Here is a 23,862-nt window from a genome sequence, read left to right as displayed (position 1 = left end):
CGGCTCCTTCTTGCGTTGGGGTCGGCCGCCTTAAATCAGGCTTGACGGCAAATTACGGCAGCGGCGGTGGCAATGTTATGCGCCAGGTGCAGCGGGTTGATGGTCCCGACAATAGCACTGACAACTCCCGGGTGTTCAAACAGTAGTTGAAAACTGGCCTGCACCGGGTCGGTGCCGGGCGTCAGGCAGGCATGACCGCTGGCCAGCGCCTTTTTGACCAGAATGCCTTTGCCGTGGGCGGCAGCGTAGTCCAGGACCGGTTTTTCGTGCTGTTCGGCGAGGTTATAGGTGACCATCGCGCAGTCGCCTTCGCGCAATGCCAGCAGGCCGCCCTCGACCGTTTTGCCAGAAAAACCGTAGCCACGGATCTTGCCTTCGCGCTTGAGTTCGGCGAGCGTCTGGTACACCTCTGCCTCATTGAGAATCGCCAGGTCGTTGCCGTCCGAATGCACCAGAACCAGGTCGAGAAAGTCAGTTTCAAGACGTTTCAGGCTGCGCTCGACTGACTTGCGGGTGTGTGCCGCGCTGAAATCGTGACTGGACTGGCCATTGTTGAATTCCTCACCAACCTTGCTGACGATCACCCAGTCATTGCGTTGACCACGCAGCAAAGGGCCTAGGCGTTCTTCGCTGGTGCCGTAAGCCGGTGCGGTGTCGATCAGGTTGATGCCCATGTCGCGGGCCATGCGCAACAGCATCTGCGCCTGCTGGTCATCGGGAATTTTGAAACCGCTGGGGTATTTGACGCCCACGTCGCGCCCTAGTTTGACTGTGCCCAGGCCCAGCGGCGAGACGCTCAGGCCGGTGCTGCCGAGGGGGCGATGCAGGTCGTGCAGGGTCTTCAGGCTCATGGCAGCAGTTCATCCCAGACAGGTATGGCCATTGGCGGCCGTGGCACGTCCACCAGCGGTGCTTGTGGCGTTGGGTGGATGCCGTCCCTCGACAGCTGCGACAGAACCCGGTCAGCGAAGTCCGGAGCCAGCGCCAGTTTGGTTGGCCAACCCACCATCAGACGATGCTGGCTGTCGAGAAAGGCGTTGTCCGGGCGGACTAGCCCTGACTGGGCAGGTTCGGCTCGGTCCACTCGCAGGGTCGCCCATTGCGCCTGACTCAGGTCGATCCACGGCAGCAAGGCTTCAAGCTCCTTGCGGGCGACGGCAATCTGCGCGTCCGGTTCGCGGGCCACGCCATCGGCTTCGGCCAGATCGCCACCCAGATACCACACCCATTGGCCATTGGCTGCGGGGTGGGTCGTCACCGTGATGCGTGGCTTGGTGCCGCCGCCCAGGCAATGAGCGAACAACGGTTTCAGGGTGGGCCCCTTGACCAGCACCATGTGCAGCGGACGGCGCTGCATCTGTGGCTGCGACACGCCAAGCGCGTTCAGCAGGTCGGCAGTGCCTCCGCCTGCGCTGAGCACAATGCGCTGGGCATGAATGGCGCGACCATCGACACGCAGGCCGACCAGCTCGTCTGTCTCGTAAAGCGGCTCGATATTCTGCCCCGCCAGCAGGCTGTCATCTGCCAGCTGTGCAAGTCGTCCGATGAGGCTGGGCACATCGACCACCAGTTCGGCCAGCCGATAGACCTTGCCCTTGAATTTCGGGTTTTGCAGGGCGGGCGGCAATTGCTCGCCCTTGACCTGATCCACGCGGCCGCGCACTGCCTTGCTGGCGAAGAAACTGGTCAGGTTGCCGGCAAGGGTGCCAGGCGACCACAGGTAATGGGCTTCGGACAGCAGGCGCACCCCCGACAGGTCCAGCTCGCCCTTGCCGTCGAGCGCTTCACGCCAGCGGCGGGGCATGTCGGCAATGGCCTCGGAGGCACCGGACAGCGCGCCGTGCAGGGCGTATTTGGCGCCGCCGTGAATGATCCCCTGCGACTTTAGACTTTGCCCGCCACCCAGGCTGGCGCTTTCTACCAGCACTGTCGAGAACCCTTGACGACGCAACCTGGCATTGAGCCAGAGACCGGCTACGCCAGCCCCAACAATCAGCACGTCAGTGGAAATAACCGATGGCATGAGCACCTCAGTGAGCAAAAAGTACCAGCATTATAAAGGATCAGGTTTTCAATGCCCGGCGGTTTTCGAGAACAGCTGGATGACCGCCACACCAGCCACGATCATTCCCATGCCCAGCAGGGCCGGCAGGTCGAGTTTCTGGCCGTAGATAAAGTACGCTGCGATGCTCACCAGGACGATGCCCATGCCCGACCAGATGGCGTAGGTGATACCGACCGGGATAGTGCGCATCACCAGAATCGGCATCCAGAACGCGATTGCATAGCCGGTGATCAGCAACAGTAAGGGCAAGGGTGTGCTGAATCCCTTGACGGCTTTCATGGACGTGGTGGCAATGACTTCCGCGCAGACGGCGATAGCCAACAGGTAGTAAGCGTTCATGGTGCATTCCTTTTCGTCAGGCTGCGCATTCTAGCGGCTTGTGATGGCGGGCTGATAAACTCCGCGCCATGAATAGAACCCTTTATACCGTGCTGTTTCATCTTGGCCTGCCGCTAGTGGCCCTGCGCCTCTGGCTGCGTGCGCGCAAGGCCCCTGCGTATCGCCAGCGCATCGGCGAGCGTTTCGCCAGTGGCTTGCCTGCCATGCAGCGCGGCGGGATATGGGTGCATGCGGTGTCGGTGGGCGAAAGTATCGCTGCAGCGCCGATGATTCGTGCGCTGCTGGCGCACTATCCGCAACTGCCGATCACTGTGACTTGCATGACGCCCACAGGTTCGGAGCGAATCAAGGCGATGTTCGCCAGCGATCCGCGCATTCAGCACTGTTACCTGCCATACGACCTGCCGTGGGCCGCCGGCCGTTTCCTTGACCATGTGCAGCCGCGGCTCGGCATCATCATGGAAACCGAACTGTGGCCCAATCATATTCATCAGTGCGCCAGGCGCGGGATCCCCGTAGTGCTTGCCAATGCGCGGCTGTCCGAGCGGTCGGCGCGGGGTTATGCACGTTTTGCGAAACTGACGCGACCGATGCTGGCGGAAATGGCCTGGTTCGCGGTGCAGACCGAAGTGGAAGCACAGCGTTTTCGTGATCTGGGCGCGCGTCCCGAGTGCGTGGCTGTTACCGGTTCTATCAAATTCGACCTGAGCGTCGATCCGCAATTGCTGGCACGCGCCGCGCAATTGCGCGAGCAATGGCAGGCAGCGCAGCGTCCGGTATGGATTGCGGCAAGCACTCATGAAGGCGAAGACGAAATTGCCTTGGCCGCGCATCGTAGGTTACTGGCCACGCACCCCGATGCATTGCTGATTCTGGTCCCACGACATCCCGAACGGTTCGACAGCGTACATGCGCTGTGTAACCAGCAGGGTTTTGTCACCGTTAGGCGTTCATCCGCTCAGGTTGTCACTCCGGAGGTTTCGGTGCTGATGGGCGACACCATGGGCGAATTGCTGTTTCTCTATGCGTTGGCCGACATTGCCTTCGTTGGCGGCAGCCTGGTGCCCAACGGCGGACACAACCTGTTGGAGCCTGCGGCACTGACCAAACCGGTACTGAGCGGCCCGCACCTGTTCAACTTCCTTGAGATAGCCGCAATGCTGCGCAATGCCGGTGCCTTGCAAGAGGTCAGCGATGCGACCGCATTGGCCGCTGCGGTGCAGCGCCTGATCGACCAGCCACAACAGGCCCGCAGCATGGCCGATGCCGGGCTTGCGGTGATGAAAGCCAATCAGGGCGCTTTGCAGCGCTTGCTGGACGGGATCGGGCGTTTGATGGCCAAGCGCTGAATCGGCAAGGACGCGGAGCGTCCAGAACTGCGTGCCCACGCGGAGCATGGGCACGATAGTTGAGATTCTCATTCCTCACTCCAGCGTGGGAGTGCATTCCGTGACGCTCTGCGCCATCTTGTCAGCGCTGTGCAGGCCGCTCGAAGTTTTTCTGCGCCGCAGTCGCCAAATCCGGCGGCAGGAAGTCCTTGTCCGGGTTGTAGTCCGGCTTGAGGTAGCGTGACAAGTCCTGCAGATCGCCTGGGTTGAGGGTGCCTGCGGCCTGCTTCAGGCGCAGGTTGTCGAGGATGTAGTCGTAGCGCGTGTTGTTGTAATCGCGCACCGAGGCATACAACTGGCGCTGCGCGTCCAGCACGTCGACGATGTTGCGGGTACCGACCTGATAGCCGATTTCCGTGGCTTCCAGCGCGCTCTGGTTAGAGATTATCGACTGCTTGCGAGCCTGTACCTGCTCGACATCGGTATTCACTGCACGGTGCAGGTTGCGGGTGTTTTCCACCACCTGACGGCGCAGGCTTTCGCGGCGTTGCTCAGTCTGGCTCAACCGCGAATAGGCCTCACGCACTTGCGAACTGGTCAGCCCGCCGCTGTAGATCGGGATGTTCAACTGCACGCCGATGCTGCGCTGCTCGACATCACCGCCGTAATTCTGCCCAGTGTAGTTGGGGTTGTTGAAACCCAGTGAATCGTTGTCGCCACGCTGATAGGTAGCGACCGCATCGAGTGTCGGCGCATGCCCGGCCTTGCGCTGGCGCAGAGTTTCTTCGGCAGCGCTGACCGCGTAATTGCTGGCCAGCAGGTTGAGGTTCTGCTGCGCGGCGGTGTCGACCCAGGCCTTGGCGTCATTGGGTGTGGGGGCGAGCACCGGCAAGGTATGCACGATGCCTTCGATGGAGTTGTATTCGCGATTGGTCAGCGTCACCAGTGCCTGAAAGGCATCGTCCACCTGACGTTTGGCGAGCAAACGGCTGGCGCGTGATGTGTCATAGCTGGCCTGCGCCTGCAGCACGTCGGTCTTGTCCGACAGACCAACATCGAAACGCTCGTTGGCCTGATCCAGCTGGCGTTTGAACGCTGCTTCCTCAGCCTTGGTCGACGCCAGGTTGTCTTGCGCTCGCAAAACGCTGAAATAGCTCTGTGCAGATTGCAGGATCAGGTTCTGTTCGGTGGCCGAAAGCTCCAGCGCTGCCTGCTCGTTGACCGCTTCGGCAGCCTGCAGCTGGAACCAGCGGTCGGCGCGAAAGATCGGCTGGCTCAGGGTGGCCTGGTAAACCGTGCCGCTGCGGGTGGCTACGGCGCTGGGCCGGTCAATACTGGTGCGGGTGTTGGTGTTCTGGACGCTGCCGGAAATATTCGGCAGCAAACCGGCTCGCGCCTGCGGCACGGCTTCCTTGCGGGCGTCGTAGTCGGCGCGAGAAGCAGCGAGGTCTGCGTTGTTGTCCACCGCCTGCTGGTACACGTTCAACAGTCCAGTCCTGGTCGGCATTGGCAAGTCGGCAGCCCAGGTCAGCCCGCTGGACGCAAACGAAACAGCCACGACCAACGAAAGTTTGCGCAACATGAGGCATTCCCTGTTCATGAAGAAAGTAATCACAGTTTGAAGAAAAACCGGGTTAGCGAGTGTAGAGCCAGACGCTTTACTCAACAATCGGCGATTTACGCCATTTATCGAGCCCCTTGCAAATAGGCTGGCATTACGACCGCGCCCCGGCATAGACTGGCCGCGTTCTTGTCGGGGTGCCTTGCTATGAGGCTGAGATCGGTTAAACCGGATCCCGTTGAACCTGATCAGGTTAGCGCCTGCGTAGGGAACAAGATTTCTCGTCTCCCGGCGAGTCCTCTTGAGTATCGTCCGGGGTCGATTGTTCAAATAATGAACAGTTTCGCCTCCTTTAGATACTCGGCACCAGCACTGGTGCGTCCGTCCGTCATGTTCAGGTTACTCCGACAATAAATCCGCAACCGGATGTCTGGAGAGCCCGTGATGAGTACAAAACCAAAAAACACAGCCCATTTGAGCGAGTCGGCGCAGGTCGATTCCGGATCGGTACAGCCGTTTACCCGTTCGCAGAAAATCTATGTTCAGGGCTCACGCCCGGACATCCGCGTGCCGATGCGCGAAGTGACCCTGGATATCACGCCGACCGATTTTGGTGGCGAAATCAACGCACCAGTAACTGTCTACGACACCTCAGGCCCCTACACCGACCCCAACGTGATTATCGACGTGCGCAAAGGTCTGGCCGACGTCCGTTCGCCTTGGATCGACTCGCGCAATGACACCGAGCGTCTGCCTGGCCTGAGCTCCAACTTCGGTCAGCAACGCCTGAGCGATGCCGAGCTGACCGCGCTGCGCTTTGCACATGTGCGCAACCCGCGCCGCGCCAAGGCCGGCGCCAACGTCAGCCAGATGCACTACGCGCGTCAGGGAATTATCACCGCCGAGATGGAATACGTCGCCATCCGCGAAAACATGAAGCTTCAGGAAGCCCGCGCCGCGGGTCTGCTGACCCAGCAGCATGCCGGGCACAGCTTCGGAGCCAGCATTCCTAAGGAAATAACCGCCGAGTTCGTGCGTGAAGAGATCGCCCGTGGCCGCGCGATCATCCCGGCCAACATCAACCACGTCGAGCTGGAGCCGATGATCATCGGCCGTAACTTCCTGGTTAAGATCAACGGCAACATCGGCAACAGTGCGCTGGGTTCTTCCATCGAAGAAGAAGTCGCCAAACTGACCTGGGGCATTCGCTGGGGTTCGGACACGGTCATGGACCTGTCCACAGGCAAGCACATTCATGAAACGCGCGAGTGGATCATCCGCAATTCGCCGGTGCCGATTGGCACTGTACCGATTTATCAGGCGCTGGAAAAAGTCGGTGGTGCCGCCGAAGACCTGACCTGGGAGCTGTTCCGCGACACGCTGATCGAGCAGGCCGAGCAGGGCGTCGATTACTTCACTATTCACGCCGGTGTACTGCTGCGTTATGTGCCGCTGACCGCCAAGCGTGTGACCGGTATTGTCAGTCGTGGCGGTTCGATCATGGCCAAATGGTGCCTGGCGCATCACCAGGAAAACTTCCTGTACACGCATTTCGAAGACATCTGCGAAATCATGAAGGCTTACGACGTCAGCTTCTCGCTGGGCGATGGCCTGCGTCCGGGCTCGATTGCCGACGCCAACGATGCGGCGCAATTCGGTGAACTGGAAACCCTCGGCGAACTGACCAAGATTGCCTGGAAACACGACGTGCAGACCATGATCGAAGGCCCGGGCCATGTGCCTATGCAGTTGATCAAAGAGAACATGGACAAGCAGCTGGAGTGCTGCGATGAAGCACCGTTTTACACCCTCGGCCCGCTGACCACCGATATCGCGCCGGGTTATGACCACATCACCTCGGGCATTGGTGCGGCGATGATCGGCTGGTTCGGTTGCGCCATGCTGTGTTACGTCACGCCCAAGGAACACCTGGGGTTGCCGAACAAGGATGACGTGAAGACCGGGATCATCACCTACAAGATCGCTGCCCATGCGGCTGACCTGGCCAAAGGTCATCCGGGCGCACAGATTCGCGACAATGCGCTGAGCAAGGCGCGTTTCGAGTTCCGCTGGGAAGACCAGTTCAACCTCGGCCTGGACCCTGATACCGCGCGCTCTTATCACGATGAAACCCTGCCCAAGGACTCTGCCAAGGTCGCGCATTTCTGTTCCATGTGCGGGCCGAAATTCTGCTCGATGAAAATCACCCAGGAAGTGCGTGAATACGCCGCCAACCAGCGGATTGAAGCAGTGGATGTAGATGTTGCCAAAGGCCTGGCCGAACAGGCCGAGCGCTTCAAACAGGAAGGCAGCCAGTTGTACAAGAAAGTGTAGGGAACGACAGGTGCAGACAGAACACCGCTAGCGGTTATCGCTCCCACGCTCTGCGTGGTAGCGCTGTTCTGGACGCTCTGCGTCCGATCCCGAATCACCGAATCAACACCTCGCACGAGACACAAACGTGAACACACCCGGCACCTATTCACCTGACATTCCCGTTCCCGCGAGCCAGCGGGTATTCGGCGGGCGAGATCTGTTTTCCCTTTGGTTTTCCCTTGGTATCGGCCTGATGGTGTTGCAAACCGGGGCCTTGTTGGCGCCGGGTCTGGGCATGTCCGGCTCGATGCTGGCGATTTTTCTCGGCACGCTGGTGGGGGTTCTGCTGCTCGCCAGTGTCGCGGTGATCGGCAGCGACACTGGTTTGTCATCCATGGCAGCGCTCAAACTCAGCCTGGGCAGCAAAGGTGCATCGCTGCCAGCGGTCCTGAACCTGCTGCAACTGATCGGCTGGGGCTCGTTCGAGATCATCGTCATGCGCGATGCTGCCAGTCTGTTGGGCGCTCGGGCCTTTGCAGACGGCAGCCTTTGGGCCAGCCCGCTGCTCTGGACGCTGGTTTTCGGCGCACTGGCCACGCTGCTGGCTGTCAGTGGACCATTGACCTTCGTGCGGCGGTTTTTGCGCAAATGGGGCCTGTGGATTCTGCTGGCAGCCTGCTCATGGCTGACCTGGAACCTGCTCGCCAAGGCTGATCTGGCTGCGCTGTGGGCAACGTCCGGTGACGGTTCGATGCCGTTTGCCTCCGGGTTCGACATTGCCATCGCCATGCCGCTGTCTTGGTTGCCACTGATCGCCGACTATTCGCGTTTTGGCCGACGCGCAAAAAGCGTATTCGGTGGCACCGCAATAGGCTTTTTTATGGGCAATTTCTGGCTGATGAGCCTCGGTGTCGCCTACACCCTGGCGTTCGCACCGAGTGGCGAGGTCAATGCCTTGTTGTTGGCGTTGGCTGGCGCGGGCATGGGGATCCCCTTGCTGCTGATTTTGCTGGATGAAACCGAGAACGCATTTGCCGATATTCACTCGGCTGCGGTATCCAGTGCGTTGCTGTCACGCATCAAGGTCGAATACCTGGCCTTGGTCATTGGCATCACCTGCACCCTGATCGCCTGTCTGGCGCCATTGGCCCAGTACCAGAATTTCCTGTTGCTGATCGGTTCGGTGTTTGCGCCGCTGTTCGGCGTCGTGCTGGTCGACCATTTCATCCTGTGTCGTCGCACGGGTCAGGTCGGGAAGGACGAGCTACGCTGGATGAGCCTGCTGGCGTGGCTGGGGGGTATCAGCACTTATCACCTGTTGGCCAATCTCTGGCCTGAGGTGGGCGCAACACTGCCAGCGCTCATCGTCGCTGGCGTGTTGCAGCTGTTGATCGGCTTATCAATCAACCCCGACCGGGAAACAGTTCCGGCTTGAGGATGCCGTTGAGCTGAGGATAAGGAACCTTCAGCTCGATGTGCCCCATCGAATACGGCGCGATGGTATCCACCGGATACTTGAGGATCACGGCCCCGTAAGTCAGCGCAATATGCGGCGTGCGCTTGAAGGGCCAAGTCTTCATGAACTCGCTGTCTTCATTCATCTTGGTCGAGAGCAGCCAGCTCTGATGGGCCAGTTGGGCCTTCTGCCAGAACTCGCTTTCCTTGCCCGGGATGATCATGTCGGCCAGCGTCAGGACCTTCTGCTGCTGACGCGAATAGTTGATAAACGCTCGACCAGGATTGCCGTGAGCGCCGCCGTTATCCAAGTAGCTGGACAGTTCTACAACCACGATACCGTCATGCTGCTCGCGTACCTTGGCTTGCAGGTAGCTGGCATTTTTACCCTGGGCCTGGCTCAGAAACTGCTCCTGATAGGCTTTGATTGATGGCGGCGCCGAGGTGCTGGTATCACCGACCGTCAGTTGCAGCAGCGTCTTCTGGACGATAGCGTCCAGACGCGGCTCATCGGGGAAATGCACCGTATCGATGTTCACCAGCGGGCAGTCTGCGGTTGTGCAGCCCGGCTTGATCAGCTCGGACGCATCGCGCTGGACTTGCAGCGGTGTGCGCATGTTGGGCGTGAAGAGGCTTTGGCAGGCGCCGAGCAAAAGGGCCAGGCAAGCCAGTGAAGTGATCCTCAATAACGACATGTTGATCCTTGGCAGTGTCAAAAAAGGCGGTTGCGTTGTGCGTGTGAAGGCTGGTTTGACTCTAAACGGCGACTTCGGTTCGCCAGGTGGCAGATTAGAATTGTTTTATGCCCCGACCGTCTACCCTGCATGTTCAAGGGGGCTGCATCCGACCGTCGATGCGCGTTAGGATGGCCCGATGTCAAAAATGGCGGCAAGCGAGAATTCCATGACCCAGACCACACGAACTGCACCCACGGCTTTTGAAACGATCAGCCGTGAAAACTGCTTCAAAGGCTTCTACAGGCTGGACAAGTTGCACGTGCGCCATGAGCTGTTTGCAGGTGGCATGAGCAAGGAAATAAGCCGCGAGCTGTTCGTTCGTCACGATGCCGTCTGCGTGCTGCCTTACGATGCCAAGCGTGATGAGGTGGTGCTGATCGAACAGTTCCGCGTCGGCGCCATGAAAAAGACTGAAAACCCCTGGCTGATAGAACTGGTCGCCGGTCTTATAGACAAGGACGAACAGCCGGAAGAAGTTGCTCATCGCGAGGCAGAAGAGGAAGCTGGACTGGTGTTCGACGCTCTGTGGCCGATCACCAAATATTTCCCGTCTCCGGGCGGCAGTGATGAATTTGTGCACTTGTTCATGGGGCGCTGCAGCAGCGAAGGGGCGGGTGGATTGCACGGCCTTGAATCTGAGGGCGAAGACATCCGGGTTACGATCTGGTCGTTCGATGATGCACTGGAAGCCGTCAAGGACGGAAGAATCAAAAACGCTTCGACGATCATCGCTTTGCAATGGCTGGCGTTGAACCGTGCCGAGATAAGGGGTCTATGGTCTTGAATCTGTTGCGTGACCGCTATCGTGTCGATCTTGCCGGGCTGCAGGCAGCGTGCGAGGCGAACTACGCGCGCCTGATGCGCCTGCTGCCCGACATGCGCAACGAACAGCGTTCGCGCCGGGTCGCAGTCACCCAGGGCGACCAGATGCTGGGCGTTCTGGCTGTCGAAGTGCTGCTCGACTGCCCATACACCACGACCTTGCAAGTCCGCCAGGAACACAGCCTGCCTTGGCTGCCGGTGCCGGTGCTCGAAGTGCAGGTCTATCACGATGCACGCATGGCCGAAGTCATTGGTGCCGAACATGCACGGCGCTTCCGCGGCATCTATCCATACCCCAATGCCGACATGCATCAGCCAGACGAAAAAGCCCAGCTCAATCTGTTTCTGGGCGAATGGCTGAGCCATTGTCTGGCGTGCGGGCATGAGTTTGAAGCAGTTCGTTAAAACCCCCCTGCAACATTCTGAACACGTATTGCTTGCGACAGCCGCCGACGCCGGTGGCATTGCAGCAGGGCCGTATCAACTGCCTGTCTGGCAATACTCCGACACTGTTCAAGGCTCGACGTCGTAGCGCCAGTCCTTAGACTCGCTCCCCTGTTTTCAGCCCCTCGGACTGCGCACAGATTACTTCTCTCATGAAGATGGCACCTTCAAACAATATCGAGGCTCGGGTAAGCCGCATGGCTCATATGAACGACCCAATGTTAAGTTTACTAAAGTTAATCAGCACAGCGACGGTCTACGCTCTCTCAATAGCCCAATTGTCCGATATCCTACAGATGAAGAGTATCCAAGGTGAGTGATTCCATGCTTAAGAATAGTTATGAAGATTATTTGGCTGTTAATAAAAATGGGCTTTCGCGGTTTGATTATTTTTACATGATCAGAGTCCATGAGGGCTTGAGTGATGATTTTGTTATGAGCTTTGCCGCTTTGTTTAATCCGACATTGTTTTGCCGAGAGGGAGAGTATTTTGTTGAAGAAAATTACACTGATTTGAAACGAAAGGAAATCTTGCTGGGTGAGGTAGGTACTCTTGGAGTTGCTTTCTGGGTTAATATGGTTGAGCTTACCAGTTTGTTAGGTGATATTAGCTATGAAGACGCAGTCGAGCTAGGTGCGGTAATACGTGACTGCTGGAATACAAAGCTGAATCGACAATTTTCTGACTCGGGTTTCGAAGCAAGGCTTATACTTGAGGATGACCTGGATGAGGTGTGGGTTACGTTGTGTAAGCAATAACCCGGCTTTACCCATTGCCGGCTGGGTTTCAAAGTGAAAAGAATAGGCCGGATCGCAGCATATGGTCCTTGTCTGTCATCTACACATGACAGATACCCTGCGCCGGATAGGTAGGCTATTTCTGAAAATGCCTCGCACTTACCTTGTCAGCATTTAATTTTAAATGTCACGGCCTATATTTATCCTGAACTTATAGTCGGGCGGCACTTGTGCATTATGTGGAAACTTACCTGAATGGCTGTTGGCTTGATTCGCTTGTCGTGACATCACGATGGGTGACTTCGGGCCCGGATAGCGTCTCTCTCTCTGGAGTTATTTTCAACTTTTCCTTTATGTTGGATTGATGTCCCTTATCGGCAGCGCCCTGCGGCGGGAACACTTTATATGTGCATCCATTGTCGGCACGGTCATCGGCATTTTTTCGCTAAGGCTCATTCCGTGGACCGTCCATTTGGCAGGAATGGTTCTCAGCATCGCTTTGGTTCTAGTGTTTGCGGGATGTATCCGGCCCTAGATGCCCTATGAATACTTGCTGGGTCATCTCTTGGGTGCTGGACTGGCAGGCACAGTGGCGGCTTTGCTGGTTGTTTGTGTTGCTCTTAAACTCCGGGCACCTCAACAAATGTGAACCAATCATCACTCGCACCCACATTCCCGGTTTACCCGCCCGCTGGCACATCACATAATCGCGCTGAATCCTCTCTGGGAGACGGTCTTGCCAAGCGCAGCCCCCGAATCGTCAGTCCTGCTGGTCCAGTTATCCGACAGCCACCTGTTCGCCGAGGCGGACGGGGCGTTGCTGGGCATGAGCACCCGAGACAGTCTGGGAAAAGTCGTTGAGCGGGTGCTGGCTGAGCAGCCGCAGATTGATCTGGTCGTGGCCAGCGGAGATATTTCTCAGGATGGCAGCGTCGAGTCTTACGAAGCGTTTCGCCAGATAAGCGGGAAAATTGCTGCCCCTGCGCGGTGGTTCGCCGGTAATCACGACGAATTGCCGCAGATGGAGCATGTTGCACAGCGCGACGGCCTGCTGGACCCTGTGATTGATATCGGCCAATGGCGGATAACACTGCTGGACTCGGCAGTGCCTGGCTCGGTGCCGGGTTTTCTGGCTGCCGGACAATTACAGCTGCTGGAAAAATCGCTGAGCGAAGCGCCTGACCGGCATCATCTGGTCTGCCTGCATCACCATCCGGTGGCCATCGGCTGTGAATGGATGGCGCCCATCGGCCTGCGCAACGCCGATGCGTTGTTTGCGGTGCTGGATCGCTTTGCGCAGGTGAAGGCCGTGCTCTGGGGGCATGTGCATCAGGAGTTCGACGAGATGCGCAATGGCTTGCGTCTGCTGGCATCTCCTTCTACCTGCATTCAGTTCGCGCCGGGCAGCGTGGACTTCAAGGTGGATACCTCGGCGCCGGGCTATCGCTGGTTGCGGCTGCATGACGATGGACGCCTGGAAACCGCAGTTTCGCGCGTGACCGGTATGGCGTTCGAAGTGGACTACGGCGGCACAGGGTATTGAAGAATGCGCAGGTCGACACGTTTCCGGTGGGGTGTTGTAGCGTGACTCCCTGTAAACTACACGGCTTTGCCCTGCACCCTGGAGCGATAGCGTGACCAGCGACACACCTTCATTGCTGTATATCCACGGTCTGAACAGCTCGGCCCTGTCGAGAAAGGCCTGCCAGCTGGTGGCGCTGATGAAATCGCTGGGCCTGGCAGATCGCCTGCAAGTGCCTGAACTGCATCACCATCCGCGTCAGGCCATGCTTCAACTCGAGTCCGCCCTAAAGACACTGGGCCGCCCATTGCTGGTCGGCAGCTCGCTCGGCGGCTACTATGCGACTCACTTGGCGCAGCGCCATGGCCTCAGGGCCGTGCTGATCAACCCGGCGGTTAACCCGCATCAGCTGTTCGACGGGTTTCTCGGCACGCAGCAGAACCTGTACACCGGCGAACAATGGCAGCTGACCGAAGACCATATTCAGGCGCTGGCGGAGCTGGAAGTCCCGGCGCCGCAAGACCCGCAGCGCTTTCAAGTGTGGCTGCAGACCGGTGACGAGACGCTCGATTACCGTCGCGCCGAGAAGTTTTACCGGGCCTGCGCCCTGCGCATTCAGGCGGGCGGTGACCACAGCTTTCAGGGGTTTGCCGAGCGGCTGCCTGCGCTGTTGAGTTTTGCCGGCTTTGCACCCGATCTACTGCAGACGATCGACCTGTCGGCACTGTAGGTGATCGATGCCCGGTCACATGAATGCAAGAACATTGAATCCCGAAATTTCATGAAAGCTTGATAACGAGAACCCATGGCCAATCCCAGCGCTAGCTCTTATAACGCAGACGCCATCGAAGTCCTCTCGGGCCTCGATCCGGTTCGTAAACGTCCGGGCATGTACACCGACACCTCGCGGCCCAATCACTTGGCTCAGGAAGTCATCGACAACAGCGTCGACGAAGCCCTGGCCGGTCACGCGCGCTCGGTGCAGGTCATCCTGCATGCCGACAATTCGCTCGAAGTGTCCGACGACGGTCGTGGCATGCCGGTGGATATACACCCGGAAGAGGGCGTGTCCGGTGTTGAACTGATCCTGACCAAGCTTCACGCCGGCGGCAAATTTTCCAACAAGAACTATCAATTCTCCGGCGGCCTGCACGGCGTGGGGATTTCGGTGGTCAACGCGCTCTCCACCCAGGTCCGGGTGCGGGTCAAGCGTGATGGCAACGAATACGAAATGACTTTCGCTGATGGCTACAAGGCCACTGAGCTGGCAGTCATCGGCACCGTCGGCAAGCGCAATACCGGCACCAGCGTGTATTTCGCGCCTGATCCCAAGTATTTCGACACCCCGAAATTCTCGGTCAGCCGTCTCAAACACGTGCTCAAGGCCAAAGCTGTGCTTTGCCCGGGCCTGCTGGTCAGTTTCGAAGACAAATCCAGCGGCGAGAAAGTCGAGTGGCATTACGAAGACGGTCTGCGCTCTTATCTGCAGGACTCGGTCACAGACTTCCTGCGTCTGCCGGATGAGCCTTTCTGCGGCAGTTTTGCCGGTAACAAGGAAGCTGTCGACTGGGCACTGCTCTGGCTGCCGGAAGGGGGCGACAGTGTTCAGGAAAGCTACGTCAACCTGATCCCGACGGCGCAGGGCGGTACTCACGTCAATGGTTTGCGCCAGGGCTTGCTGGATGCGATGCGCGAGTTCTGCGAGTTCCGCAATCTGCTGCCGCGTGGCGTGAAGCTCGCGCCGGAAGACGTCTGGGAGCGCATTGCCTTCGTCCTCTCGATGAAGATGCAGGAGCCACAGTTTTCCGGCCAGACCAAAGAGCGTCTGTCGTCGCGTGAAGCGGCAGCGTTCGTCTCGGGCGTGGTCAAGGACGCCTTCAGTCTGTGGCTCAACACTCACTCGGAACTTGGCCTGCAACTGGCCGATCTGGCGATCAACAACGCCGGTCGTCGCCTCAAGGCCAGCAAGAAAGTCGAACGCAAGCGCATCACTCAAGGGCCGGCGCTGCCCGGCAAGCTGGCCGACTGTGCCGGTCAGGACCCGGCGCGCTCCGAGCTGTTTCTGGTCGAAGGTGATTCCGCAGGCGGTTCGGCCAAGCAAGCGCGCGACAAGGAATTCCAGGCGATCCTGCCGTTGCGTGGCAAGATCCTGAACACGTGGGAAGTGGACGGCGGCGAAGTGCTTGCCAGTCAGGAAGTGCACAACATTGCGGTCGCCATCGGTGTCGACCCAGGGGCTGCCGATATCAGCCAGCTGCGTTACGGCAAGATCTGCATCCTTGCCGACGCCGACTCGGACGGGCTGCACATCGCCACGTTGCTGTGCGCGCTGTTCGTCCAGCACTTCCGTCCGCTGGTCGATGCTGGCCATGTCTATGTCGCCATGCCGCCGTTGTACCGGATCGATCTGGGCAAGGAAATCTACTACGCGCTGGACGAAAGCGAGCGCGACGGGATTCTCGACCGTCTCGTAGCCGAGAAGAAGCGCGGCAAGCCACAGGTCACCCGATTCAAAGGCTTGGGTGAAATGAACCCGCCGCAGCTGCGCGAAACCACCATGGACCCAAATACGCGGCGTCTGGTGCAGCTCACGCTGGACGATTACGCGGCAACGTCGGAAATGATGGACATGCTGTTGGCCAAGAAGCGTGCAGGTGACCGCAAGTCCTGGCTCGAATCCAAGGGCAACCTCGCCGAGGTTCTGACTTGATGCGAGCCTGGCTCGCTCTTCTGGTTCTTGTGGTCGCGCCGGTTTTCGCCGCCCCTCTTGAAGTCCTGAAGCTGCAATCCGAGCATCCCGTGGACGGCATGGTGGGTGGTAACCTTTCGGGCCTGGCCATGTGCAACGGTCGGCTCTGGACCGTTTCGGACCGTGACGACAGCCTGCTTTACAGCCTTGATGTCTCTGAAAACACCTGGAAAGCCGAGCCGCAAAGCATCGACGTGCCTTCGCCGCAAAGCTTTCTGCCGCTGGATTTGCGCGTGCTCGCTCGTGTTTCGGCGCTGGTGCGCGGCGGCGATCTGGATTTCGAAGGTGTCAGTTGTGACTCTGCCGGTAATCGCTACCTGGTCAGCGAAGCCTATGGCACGGTCCTCAAAGTACCGGTCAGCGGTGCGCCGTCATGGCTGCCGTTGCCCGAGGATCTGGTCGAACAGGCTCGCGCTCAAGGCATGCTGCAGCATTTCAACGCCATCTTCGAAGGGATCGCCGTGAGCCCTGCCGGTGACCGCATCTGGCTGGCTGCTGAACGCGAGAAGCGCGGCTTGCTCATGACGCGGCTTGATGGGCGGCAATGGAGCTGTGGGCAGAGCTGCGTGTTGCTCTCCGAGTCAGGCCAGGACAGGCTGCCGGCAGAGCAGGGGGGCAAGAGTGTATCCACGGACTTTTCCGACCTGTCGCTGTACAACGACAAGCTTTTCACGCTGGAGCGCGCAGTGTACCGAATCTGTCGGCGTGACCTTCAGAGCGGTCAAGTCGAACGCTGCTGGTCGTTCGCCGATGAAGCGATGGTGCCATCTCGACGCTACGATCAGCCTTATGGCCTGACGGAGGCGCTGGTGGTTGATGCGACCGGCGCATGGGTCGGCATAGACAACAATTTTGGTGCCCGCGCCGATGGCGAGAAGCGCCCGATTGTCTGGCGCTTCGCGGCGCCACAGGACGGCTGGAGCGCAGGTCAGTGAGCGAGATACAGCCCGGCAAGCGCGCTGGCAAGGTATTGATGATCATGGCCTGGGCGGCTGGCCTGTTTCTGGCGACACGCTTTTTCGGCGATTGGGAAGACAGGCAGCAAAACCCTAATGCTGTCGTGACCTCGCAACACGGAGACGGCTATATCGAAGTGCAGCTGATGGGTAATCGCCAAGGGCATTTCGTCAGTACTGGCCAGATCAATGGCCGAGAGGTGGAGTTCATGATCGATACCGGCGCGACCGATGTCGCCGTACCCGGCGACATGGCTGACCGCATGGGGCTCAAGCGCGGTCTGCCGGTTACGGTCAGTACCGCCAACGGTAATAGCCAGGGTTTTCGCACCACGCTGGACCGCTTGCAGCTGGGCGATATTGTCCTGAACAACGTACGCGCGCTGATAGCCCCCGGCCTTGATGGCGAGCAGGTGCTGCTGGGCATGAGCGCAATGAAACAACTCGAATTCACACAGCGTGGCGGTAACTTGCTGCTGCGCCAGTCAACGAAATGATGAGGCCCGCATGAGCGACTCCCTTGACCTCAGCCTGGACGGCGTAGAACGCCGATCGCTGGCTGACTTCACCGAACAGGCCTACCTCAACTATTCCATGTACGTGATCATGGACCGTGCCTTGCCGCACATTGGCGACGGCCTGAAGCCAGTGCAGCGACGCATTATCTATGCGATGAGCGAGCTGGGTCTGGGCGCCGACGCCAAGCACAAGAAGTCGGCGCGTACCGTCGGTGACGTACTCGGCAAGTTTCACCCGCACGGCGACTCCGCCTGCTATGAAGCGATGGTGCTGATGGCTCAGCCGTTCAGCTATCGCTACACACTGGTTGACGGGCAGGGGAACTGGGGTGCGCCGGACGATCCCAAATCCTTCGCCGCCATGCGTTATACCGAGGCGCGCCTTTCGCGCTACTCCGAAGTGCTGCTCAGCGAGCTGGGCCAGGGCACGGCTGACTGGGTGCCGAACTTTGACGGCACCCTCGATGAACCTGCAGTTTTGCCTGCTCGTTTGCCGAATATCCTGCTCAACGGCACTACCGGCATTGCAGTCGGCATGGCTACTGATGTGCCGCCGCATAACCTGCGTGAAGTGGCCAGCGCCTGCGTTCGCCTGCTGGATGAGCCCAAGGCCACGATTCCAGAACTGTGCGAACACATTCTGGGGCCTGATTACCCGACTGAAGCAGAAATCATCACGCCGCGCGCGGACCTGCTGAAAATCTACGAAACCGGTCGTGGCTCGGTGCGCATGCGGGCTGTGTATCGCATTGAAGATGGCGATATTGTCGTGACTTCTCTGCCGCATCAGGTTTCCGGTGCCAAGGTGCTGGAGCAGATCGCAGCGCAGATGCAGGCCAAGAAACTGCCGATGGTCGCCGACCTGCGTGACGAGTCGGACCACGAGAACCCTTGCCGTATCGTGATCATCCCGCGTTCCAACCGGGTTGAACTGGACGAGCTGATGCAGCATCTGTTCGCCACCACCGAGCTGGAATCCAGCTACCGGGTGAACATCAACATCATCGGCCTGGACGGCAAGCCGCAGCTCAAGAACCTCAAGACTCTGCTCAGTGAGTGGCTGACCTTCCGCATCGGTACAGTGCGTCGGCGTCTGCAGTTCCGTCTGGACAAGGTCGAGCATCGCCTGCACCTGTTGGACGGTTTGCTCACGGCGTACCTGAATCTGGATGAAGTGATCCATATCATCCGTACTGCCGAGCATCCAAAGGCCGAGTTGATTGCGCGTTTCGGCCTGACCGAAATCCAGGCCGATTACATCCTCGACACCCGACTGCGCCAATTGGCGCGTCTGGAAGAAATGAAGCTGCGCAGCGAGCAGGATGCATTGCGCAAGGAGCAAGCCAAGCTTCTGGCGCTGCTGGGCAGTGAGTCCAAGCTGCGCAAGCTGGTGCGCGCCGAATTGATCGCTGATGCCGAAACGTACGGCGATGATCGCCGTTCGCCTATCGTTGCTCGCGCCGAAGCCAAGGCGCTGTCCGAAAATGAACTGATGCCGACCGAGCCGGTGACCGTCGTGTTGTCGGAAAAAGGCTGGGTACGCTGCGCCAAGGGCCATGACATCGATGCCACTGGGCTTTCCTATAAGGCGGGCGACGGTTTCAAAACCTCATCGATAGGGCGTTCTAACCAGTTTGCCGTGTTCATCGACTCGACCGGTCGCAGTTATTCGGTGCCTGCCCACACCCTGCCGTCCGCACGCGGCCAGGGCGAACCGTTGACGGGCAAGCTGCAACCGCCGCCGGGCGCGACGTTCGAGTGTGTATTGATGCCGGAAGACGACGCGCTGTACGTGATCGCTTCCGACGCAGGCTACGGTTTTGTGGTCAAGGGCGAAGACCTGCAAGCCAAGAACAAGGCTGGCAAGGCGCTGTTGAGCCTGCCCGCCGGTGCCAAGGTCATCCTGCCGCGACCTGTGCCTGACCGCGAGCAGAACTGGCTGGCAGCAGTGACCACCGAGGGACGCCTGCTGGTCTTCAAGATCAGTGATTTGCCGCAGCTGGGCAAAGGCAAGGGCAACAAGATCATTGGTATTCCGGGCGAGCGGGTCGCCAGTCGCGAGGAATATGTAACTGATCTTGCGGTGATCGCGCAGGGCGCTACGCTTGTACTTCAGGCGGGCAAACGAACCCTGTCGCTCAAGCCCGAAGATCTTGAACATTACAAGGGAGAGCGCGGTCGTCGTGGTAATAAACTGCCAAGGGGCTTCCAGCGGGTCGACGCATTATTGGTGGAAAATAGCTGAAAACATTGATCTGGCACCAGCGTTCTTCGTTTTGCCATGAAGTACGATGCATAATCGCTGGAGTCAGATGGCATATTCACGGATGATATGGGGTCTTGGGGTGCATGCGTGGCTCAGTGCCTGCATGCGTCTTGAAAGCACTTATACCGTGGCCAGTCCGTGGGCGGCCACTTGGATGGGATGATGAATTTTCTACGCCTTCCCCTGATCTTGCTGATGACAGGCGTCCTGGGTCTGGCTGGTTGCAGTATGCGCCAGCCGACCGCGCTTTATCAGCTCGATAGCGGTGAGCCTGGTCAGCCGAAACAGAGTAGTGGTCTGGCAGTATTGCTGGGTCCTGTTTCGGTGGCCGACTATCTGCAACGCGAAACCCTTCTGCAACGCCAGCCTGACGGCACCCTGACTGCATCGTCCGACGGGCGGTGGGCGGGCAATCTGTCTTCGGATATCGACCAGTTGCTTCTGCGTCAACTGGCCTGGAAGCTGGACAGCCAGCGCGTTGTGATGGCGCCTGCGGTTGCCAATTTCACACCGGATGTCCAGGTCGTGCTATCGATCACCCGACTGGACTCCGGCGCCAAACAGCCTGCTGTTCTGGATGCGCAATGGCGCCTTCTGGATCGCAAGGGCCATGTGCGCGACAGCCGGCTGGTGCACCTCGAGCAGGTTCACGCCGGCAGTTCTGCTGATCAGGTCAAAGCGCAAGGCATGCTGCTGCAACGCTTGGCCGATCAGGTCAGCACCGCGATCAAGCCGATCTCATGGCAGCCGCTCGAAGAGCCGAAAAAGGCTCCGGTCGCCAAGGCCAAAGAGCCTGACAGGCCACGGATCCCGATGGCATCGCCGATACGTACCGATCTTGAAGTGTTCCGCTTCTAGCACCGGACAGACAAAAGAGCCCGCAGCGATGCGGGCTTTTTGTTGGGGACATGTCTTGGTTTTGATGTGTGTTTTTTTTTGGGGGCTGACAGTCCATTCGCGGACAAGTCCGCTCCCACAAGGGCGGGGCTGTTGGACATCGCGCGGGGGGCTGATCTGCGCATGCTGTCGTGCCTCCGCAGAGCAGCGGCACGAGAGTCAGTCAGGTTTGTTACAACGCTGAGTTTCAGACGCCCACGCAGGTGGGCGTCTGTCGGTGTCAGGCTTTGTTGGCGTCGTGCATGCGCGCCAGTTGGCGTTCGAGCATTGACGGGTAGGGCTCCATCAGACGTTCCACGCAGCATGCGCCTTCGGGGCTGGCGATGGGACGGATGCGGGCGCGTTGGCGGATCAGCGGGTCATCGTTGATGCGGCGTTCGACCAGCAGCAGATTGCGGCTGTGCTGAGACAGCGCCAATGCGTCCTGCGCGGTTTCGGTCAGCAACAGGTCGATCTGACTCAGGTCGCTCAGGTTTTCACCCAGGGTCAGGCCCAGCTGCAATTGCAGAGTGATGCCGCTGTCCGCCACTTCGATCTGCAAGGCGTGACTCAGTGCCCGCAGCAACTCACCGCAGCAGATTGCATTGGTCAGGTAATCGTCGCCGCTTTCATGGCTGTGGAACAGCATCAAGGTGCTGCCGTCATTCAAGGTGTGCAGCTCACCCTCATACACCGAGGCGGCCTGATCGAGGCAGTCGCGGTAACGTTGCAGCAATTCGCTCAGTCGCGCACGAGGCAGGCGGCGCAGTTGATCCTGTGAGCCAAGCTGCACGGCCAGCACGGCGCTGTCATGCGGTTCGCGCTGAACAACCGGAGCAGCCGCCGGACGCTCTGCTGGCGAATTGCCGGACGTGTCGCGCAGGTCTGCGAACGGGTCTTCCTCGTCCTCTTCATCCTCCTCGGCAACGATGCGGCGCTGCACAGGCGGCGCCGGCAAACGAGGCTTTGGCTCGCTGACTGTCGAGGTGCGTGTCGTCACTGGCGGTGCAGGTCTTTCTTCAGGCTCCAGATACGGGTCGTCGCCTTCGTCTTCGTCGTACTCGGGTTCAGGCGCCGGTTCGGGTTCCGGTGGTGCGAACGAACTGCGCAACTGCCGGGCGAGATCGCCGATTTCATCCTGACGATCGGTAGCCGGCGTGTACGGGTCAATGTTGCGCAACCAGATACGCATCTGCATCAGTGGCGTAGAGATATGACGGCCAAGACGCAGGCTCAGGGCCAGCGCCAGTGCCAGCAGAATACCGGCCAGAATGCCCATGCTTTGCAGGCTGATGGTCATTGGCTGCTGGAACTGCGACATGTCGAGGCTGATGCGCAGGTGCCCTGCCATCACATCCTGGAACGTGATCTTGATTTCATACAGGCCCTGAGCCTCACCCAGAATCCCGTTTTTCGGGCGCTGGCCGGCTTCCGCAAGAATGCGGTTATCCACGCTGTAGATGGCGGCATGCGCCACCAGCGGGTTTTTGACCAGATTGCCCAGCAGCACGTTGAGACTGAGGATGTCGTTTGACACCAGCAGTTCGGTAGCCGACGTGGCCGTCTGCGTGGTCAGGGCCTGCCCCAGTGCGTCAGCCTGTTCATGCATGGCCTGCTTGAACTGCAGACCCATGACACCGGCGTAGATCACCAACGCCAAAGCGACCAGGATCACGTTATGGCTGGCAATGCGCAAAGCGATCGGTACACGGCGATGACGCAGGGCACGAAAGATGAGCAGGAAGAAATTATCGGTTTTAACAGGCGTGGGCCGGTTCACAGAGCACGGCTCTTTCGGTGAAGTTGTCGCGCAGTATAACGAGCGACCCAGTGGCGGCAAAGCGCTGCCTGTGCCCGATGGTCGTTGAAAGTGGTTAGAATGCGGTTTTTTTCCACTGCGGGGGTGCGCCTTGCGCGAAATCGTCCTGATTAACATCACTGGTGCAGACCGTCCCGGTCTCACCGCTGCCATTACCGGCGTCCTCGCTCAGGGTGGCGTGAACATTCTCGATATTGGTCAGGCGGTGATCCACGACGCTCTGTCTTTCGGCATCCTGGTTGAAATTCCGGATACCGTCGAAGGTTCTTCCGTGCTCAAGGACATCCTGTTCACAGCCTACAAGCTGGATCAGCAGGTGCGTTTCACCGCGGTGTCCGAAAAGGATTACCAGCACTGGGTCGACGGCCAGGGCAAGGCGCGCCATATCGTGACGCTGCTGACCCGCAAAGTGACTGCCGAGCAATTGCAGTCTGTCAGCGCCATCACGGCAAAGTACGGGCTGAACATCGATCAGATCGATCGCCTGTCCGGTCGCATGCCGCTCGATACGCCTGCCGACAAAGGCAAAGGCTGCATCGAGTTCACGGTGCGCGGCGAGCCGGCCGATCCGAAAGCCATGCAGGCTGAGTTTCTGGCAGTGGCACAGGCGCTGAACGTCGATATCGCCTTCCAGCAGGACTCCCTGTTCCGTCGCAACCGCCGTCTGGCGGTGTTCGACATGGACTCGACCCTGATCGAAGCCGAAGTGATCGACGAACTGGCCAAGGCCGCCGGCGTCGGCGAACAGGTTTCCGAGATTACCGAGCGAGCGATGCGCGGCGAGCTGGATTTCAGCGCAAGCTTCAAGGAGCGCCTGGCGCTGCTCAAGGGGCTGGACGTCAGCGTGCTGGATGACATCGGCGCTTCGCTGCGGCTGACCGAAGGCGCTGAAACCCTGTTCGCCGAGCTCAAGCGTCTGGGTTATAAAACAGCGATTCTGTCAGGTGGGTTTACCTACTTCGCCAAACAATTGCAGGCGAAGCTGGGCATCGATTATGTGTATGCCAACGAACTTGAAGTGGTCGACGGCAAAGTCACCGGGGTTGCTATCGAGCCCATCGTCGATGCCCAGCGCAAGGCAGACTTGCTGCGCGAGCTGGCGCACAAGGAAGGCCTGAGCCTGGAGCAGACCATCGCGGTCGGCGACGGGGCCAATGATTTGCCTATGCTGGCGATTGCCGGGCTGGGTGTGGCCTTCCGGGCCAAGCCGCTGGTCAAACAGTCGGCCAGGCAGGCAATCTCGACACTGGGGCTTGACGGGGTGCTGTACCTACTGGGCTTTCGCGATCGCGAAGGGCGGCGCTGAGTCGGGCGCCGAAGATCGTCGTGACACCGCAATAGGTTGCGACGA

20 protein-coding genes, 1 pseudogene and 1 riboswitch are annotated in these 23,862 nt (G+C 59.3%); of the genes and pseudogenes, 15 read left to right on the top strand and 6 right to left on the bottom strand.

Annotated features, from left to right (window positions below; translation table 11 throughout):
* Positions 1–35 precede the first annotated feature (35 nt).
* From ALO43_RS10670 to ALO43_RS10660, 3 genes are read right to left on the bottom strand one after another with little or no spacing between them, the layout of a single operon-like run.
* Positions 36–851, bottom strand: a complete 816-nt coding sequence (locus ALO43_RS10670) for an aldo/keto reductase (RefSeq protein ID WP_053479886.1) — start codon at positions 849–851, stop codon at positions 36–38.
* The gene (locus ALO43_RS10665) at positions 848–2,023 is read right to left on the bottom strand and encodes an NAD(P)/FAD-dependent oxidoreductase (protein WP_005888454.1); all 1,176 of its coding nucleotides are present in this window, start codon (positions 2,021–2,023) and stop codon (positions 848–850) included. The genes ALO43_RS10670 and ALO43_RS10665 overlap by 4 nt, the downstream gene beginning before the upstream one ends.
* Before the next feature lie 48 nt (positions 2,024–2,071).
* A complete protein-coding gene (locus ALO43_RS10660) occupies positions 2,072–2,404 on the bottom strand; it encodes an SMR family transporter (protein WP_054997476.1) in 333 nt (110 codons plus the stop codon).
* 68 nt (positions 2,405–2,472) lie between these two features.
* On the opposite strand from ALO43_RS10660, the gene waaA reads away from it, so the two are divergent.
* Positions 2,473–3,753 carry a lipid IV(A) 3-deoxy-D-manno-octulosonic acid transferase gene (gene waaA / locus ALO43_RS10655; RefSeq protein WP_054997475.1) on the top strand — a complete coding sequence of 427 codons (1,281 nt, stop codon included), beginning with the start codon at positions 2,473–2,475 and terminating at the stop codon, positions 3,751–3,753.
* 121 nt (positions 3,754–3,874) lie between these two features.
* Here waaA and ALO43_RS10650 read toward each other — a convergent pair whose 3' ends face one another.
* Complete coding sequence (locus tag ALO43_RS10650) at positions 3,875–5,314, bottom strand: TolC family outer membrane protein (protein ID WP_024668688.1); 1,440 nt, start codon at positions 5,312–5,314, stop codon at positions 3,875–3,877.
* A gap of 162 nt (positions 5,315–5,476) precedes the next feature.
* Positions 5,477–5,581, top strand: a riboswitch (TPP riboswitch).
* 156 nt (positions 5,582–5,737) lie between these two features.
* Between ALO43_RS10650 and thiC the strand changes: the two genes are divergently transcribed.
* Positions 5,738–7,627 carry a phosphomethylpyrimidine synthase ThiC gene (gene thiC / locus ALO43_RS10645; protein ID WP_005888462.1) on the top strand — a complete coding sequence of 630 codons (1,890 nt, stop codon included), beginning with the start codon at positions 5,738–5,740 and terminating at the stop codon, positions 7,625–7,627.
* A gap of 127 nt (positions 7,628–7,754) precedes the next feature.
* Positions 7,755–9,044 carry a putative hydroxymethylpyrimidine transporter CytX gene (cytX, locus tag ALO43_RS10640; protein WP_005888464.1) on the top strand — a complete coding sequence of 430 codons (1,290 nt, stop codon included), beginning with the start codon at positions 7,755–7,757 and terminating at the stop codon, positions 9,042–9,044.
* Here the strand turns inward: cytX and ALO43_RS10635 are convergent.
* Positions 9,013–9,759 carry an RsiV family protein gene (locus ALO43_RS10635; protein WP_053479888.1) on the bottom strand — a complete coding sequence of 249 codons (747 nt, stop codon included), beginning with the start codon at positions 9,757–9,759 and terminating at the stop codon, positions 9,013–9,015. The two genes, cytX and ALO43_RS10635, sit on opposite strands and share 32 nt — an antisense overlap.
* A gap of 208 nt (positions 9,760–9,967) precedes the next feature.
* Here ALO43_RS10635 and ALO43_RS10630 point away from each other — a divergent pair, with 208 nt between their 5' ends.
* The 11 genes and pseudogenes from ALO43_RS10630 to ALO43_RS10585 all read left to right on the top strand — a co-directional run bounded on the left by ALO43_RS10630 (position 9,968) and on the right by ALO43_RS10585 (position 20,674).
* A complete protein-coding gene (locus ALO43_RS10630; RefSeq protein ID WP_005888467.1) occupies positions 9,968–10,585 on the top strand; it encodes an NUDIX domain-containing protein in 618 nt (205 codons plus the stop codon).
* A complete protein-coding gene (locus tag ALO43_RS10625; protein ID WP_024670395.1) occupies positions 10,576–11,028 on the top strand; it encodes a DUF1249 domain-containing protein in 453 nt (150 codons plus the stop codon). Before ALO43_RS10630 ends, ALO43_RS10625 begins: the two co-directional genes overlap by 10 nt.
* A 351-nt stretch (positions 11,029–11,379) precedes the next feature.
* Positions 11,380–11,826, top strand: coding sequence for a hypothetical protein (locus tag ALO43_RS10620; RefSeq protein WP_053479890.1), 447 nt, complete (start codon positions 11,380–11,382; stop codon positions 11,824–11,826).
* 322 nt (positions 11,827–12,148) lie between these two features.
* Positions 12,149–12,454, top strand: a pseudogene (locus tag ALO43_RS31405) (hypothetical protein); the annotation flags it as partial.
* A gap of 87 nt (positions 12,455–12,541) precedes the next feature.
* Positions 12,542–13,348 (top strand): 3',5'-cyclic-AMP phosphodiesterase, encoded by an 807-nt coding sequence (cpdA, locus tag ALO43_RS10615; RefSeq protein WP_083492151.1) that lies wholly within the window; start codon positions 12,542–12,544, stop codon positions 13,346–13,348.
* 91 nt (positions 13,349–13,439) lie between these two features.
* Positions 13,440–14,057: a YqiA/YcfP family alpha/beta fold hydrolase gene (locus tag ALO43_RS10610; protein ID WP_054997474.1), complete on the top strand. Its 618-nt coding sequence runs from the start codon at positions 13,440–13,442 to the stop codon at positions 14,055–14,057.
* Positions 14,058–14,132: 75 nt separating this feature from the next.
* Positions 14,133–16,037, top strand: a complete 1,905-nt coding sequence (gene parE, locus ALO43_RS10605; protein ID WP_005888477.1) for a DNA topoisomerase IV subunit B — start codon at positions 14,133–14,135, stop codon at positions 16,035–16,037.
* Positions 16,037–17,011 carry an esterase-like activity of phytase family protein gene (locus ALO43_RS10600; RefSeq protein WP_005888478.1) on the top strand — a complete coding sequence of 325 codons (975 nt, stop codon included), beginning with the start codon at positions 16,037–16,039 and terminating at the stop codon, positions 17,009–17,011. Before parE ends, ALO43_RS10600 begins: the two co-directional genes overlap by 1 nt.
* Before the next feature lie 38 nt (positions 17,012–17,049).
* Positions 17,050–17,529, top strand: coding sequence for a retropepsin-like aspartic protease family protein (locus tag ALO43_RS10595; protein ID WP_162010119.1), 480 nt, complete (start codon positions 17,050–17,052; stop codon positions 17,527–17,529).
* A 10-nt stretch (positions 17,530–17,539) separates the two neighbouring features.
* Entirely contained in the window at positions 17,540–19,795 is a 2,256-nt protein-coding gene (gene parC, locus ALO43_RS10590) for a DNA topoisomerase IV subunit A (protein ID WP_005888481.1), read from the top strand.
* 183 nt (positions 19,796–19,978) lie between these two features.
* Positions 19,979–20,674 carry a PqiC family protein gene (locus ALO43_RS10585; RefSeq protein WP_024670392.1) on the top strand — a complete coding sequence of 232 codons (696 nt, stop codon included), beginning with the start codon at positions 19,979–19,981 and terminating at the stop codon, positions 20,672–20,674.
* 259 nt (positions 20,675–20,933) lie between these two features.
* On the opposite strand, the gene ALO43_RS10580 is transcribed toward ALO43_RS10585, so the two are convergent.
* Complete coding sequence (locus tag ALO43_RS10580; protein WP_005888485.1) at positions 20,934–22,472, bottom strand: HAMP domain-containing protein; 1,539 nt, start codon at positions 22,470–22,472, stop codon at positions 20,934–20,936.
* 130 nt (positions 22,473–22,602) lie between these two features.
* Between ALO43_RS10580 and serB the strand changes: the two genes are divergently transcribed.
* On the top strand, positions 22,603–23,817 hold the full coding sequence (serB, locus tag ALO43_RS10575; protein WP_005888487.1) for a phosphoserine phosphatase SerB: 1,215 nt from the start codon (positions 22,603–22,605) through the stop codon (positions 23,815–23,817).
* Positions 23,818–23,862: the final 45 nt, after the last annotated feature.

Source organism: Pseudomonas tremae (assembly GCF_001401155.1).
Classification (GTDB): domain Bacteria; phylum Pseudomonadota; class Gammaproteobacteria; order Pseudomonadales; family Pseudomonadaceae; genus Aquipseudomonas; species Aquipseudomonas tremae.
The sequence above is the reverse complement of the archived record's forward strand: the minus strand, read 5'-3'. Positions and strand labels throughout refer to the sequence as shown.

Bases quoted from the DNA above. Each gene is read 5' to 3' on its own strand.
- ALO43_RS10585 (WP_024670392.1), top strand. From the start codon at position 19,979: ATGAATTTTCTACGCCTTCCCCTGATCTTGCTGATGACAGGCGTCCTG.
- ALO43_RS10660 (WP_054997476.1), bottom strand. From the start codon at position 2,404: ATGAACGCTTACTACCTGTTGGCTATCGCCGTCTGCGCGGAAGTCATT.
- parC (WP_005888481.1), top strand. From the start codon at position 17,540: ATGAGCGACTCCCTTGACCTCAGCCTGGACGGCGTAGAACGCCGATCG.
- ALO43_RS10600 (WP_005888478.1), top strand. From the start codon at position 16,037: ATGCGAGCCTGGCTCGCTCTTCTGGTTCTTGTGGTCGCGCCGGTTTTC.
- ALO43_RS10625 (WP_024670395.1), top strand. From the start codon at position 10,576: ATGGTCTTGAATCTGTTGCGTGACCGCTATCGTGTCGATCTTGCCGGG.
- ALO43_RS10635 (WP_053479888.1), bottom strand. From the start codon at position 9,759: ATGTCGTTATTGAGGATCACTTCACTGGCTTGCCTGGCCCTTTTGCTC.
- ALO43_RS10670 (WP_053479886.1), bottom strand. From the start codon at position 851: ATGAGCCTGAAGACCCTGCACGACCTGCATCGCCCCCTCGGCAGCACC.
- parE (WP_005888477.1), top strand. From the start codon at position 14,133: ATGGCCAATCCCAGCGCTAGCTCTTATAACGCAGACGCCATCGAAGTC.
- ALO43_RS10630 (WP_005888467.1), top strand. From the start codon at position 9,968: ATGACCCAGACCACACGAACTGCACCCACGGCTTTTGAAACGATCAGC.
- thiC (WP_005888462.1), top strand. From the start codon at position 5,738: ATGAGTACAAAACCAAAAAACACAGCCCATTTGAGCGAGTCGGCGCAG.
- waaA (WP_054997475.1), top strand. From the start codon at position 2,473: ATGAATAGAACCCTTTATACCGTGCTGTTTCATCTTGGCCTGCCGCTA.
- ALO43_RS10665 (WP_005888454.1), bottom strand. From the start codon at position 2,023: ATGCCATCGGTTATTTCCACTGACGTGCTGATTGTTGGGGCTGGCGTA.
- ALO43_RS10650 (WP_024668688.1), bottom strand. From the start codon at position 5,314: ATGTTGCGCAAACTTTCGTTGGTCGTGGCTGTTTCGTTTGCGTCCAGC.
- ALO43_RS10595 (WP_162010119.1), top strand. From the start codon at position 17,050: ATGATCATGGCCTGGGCGGCTGGCCTGTTTCTGGCGACACGCTTTTTC.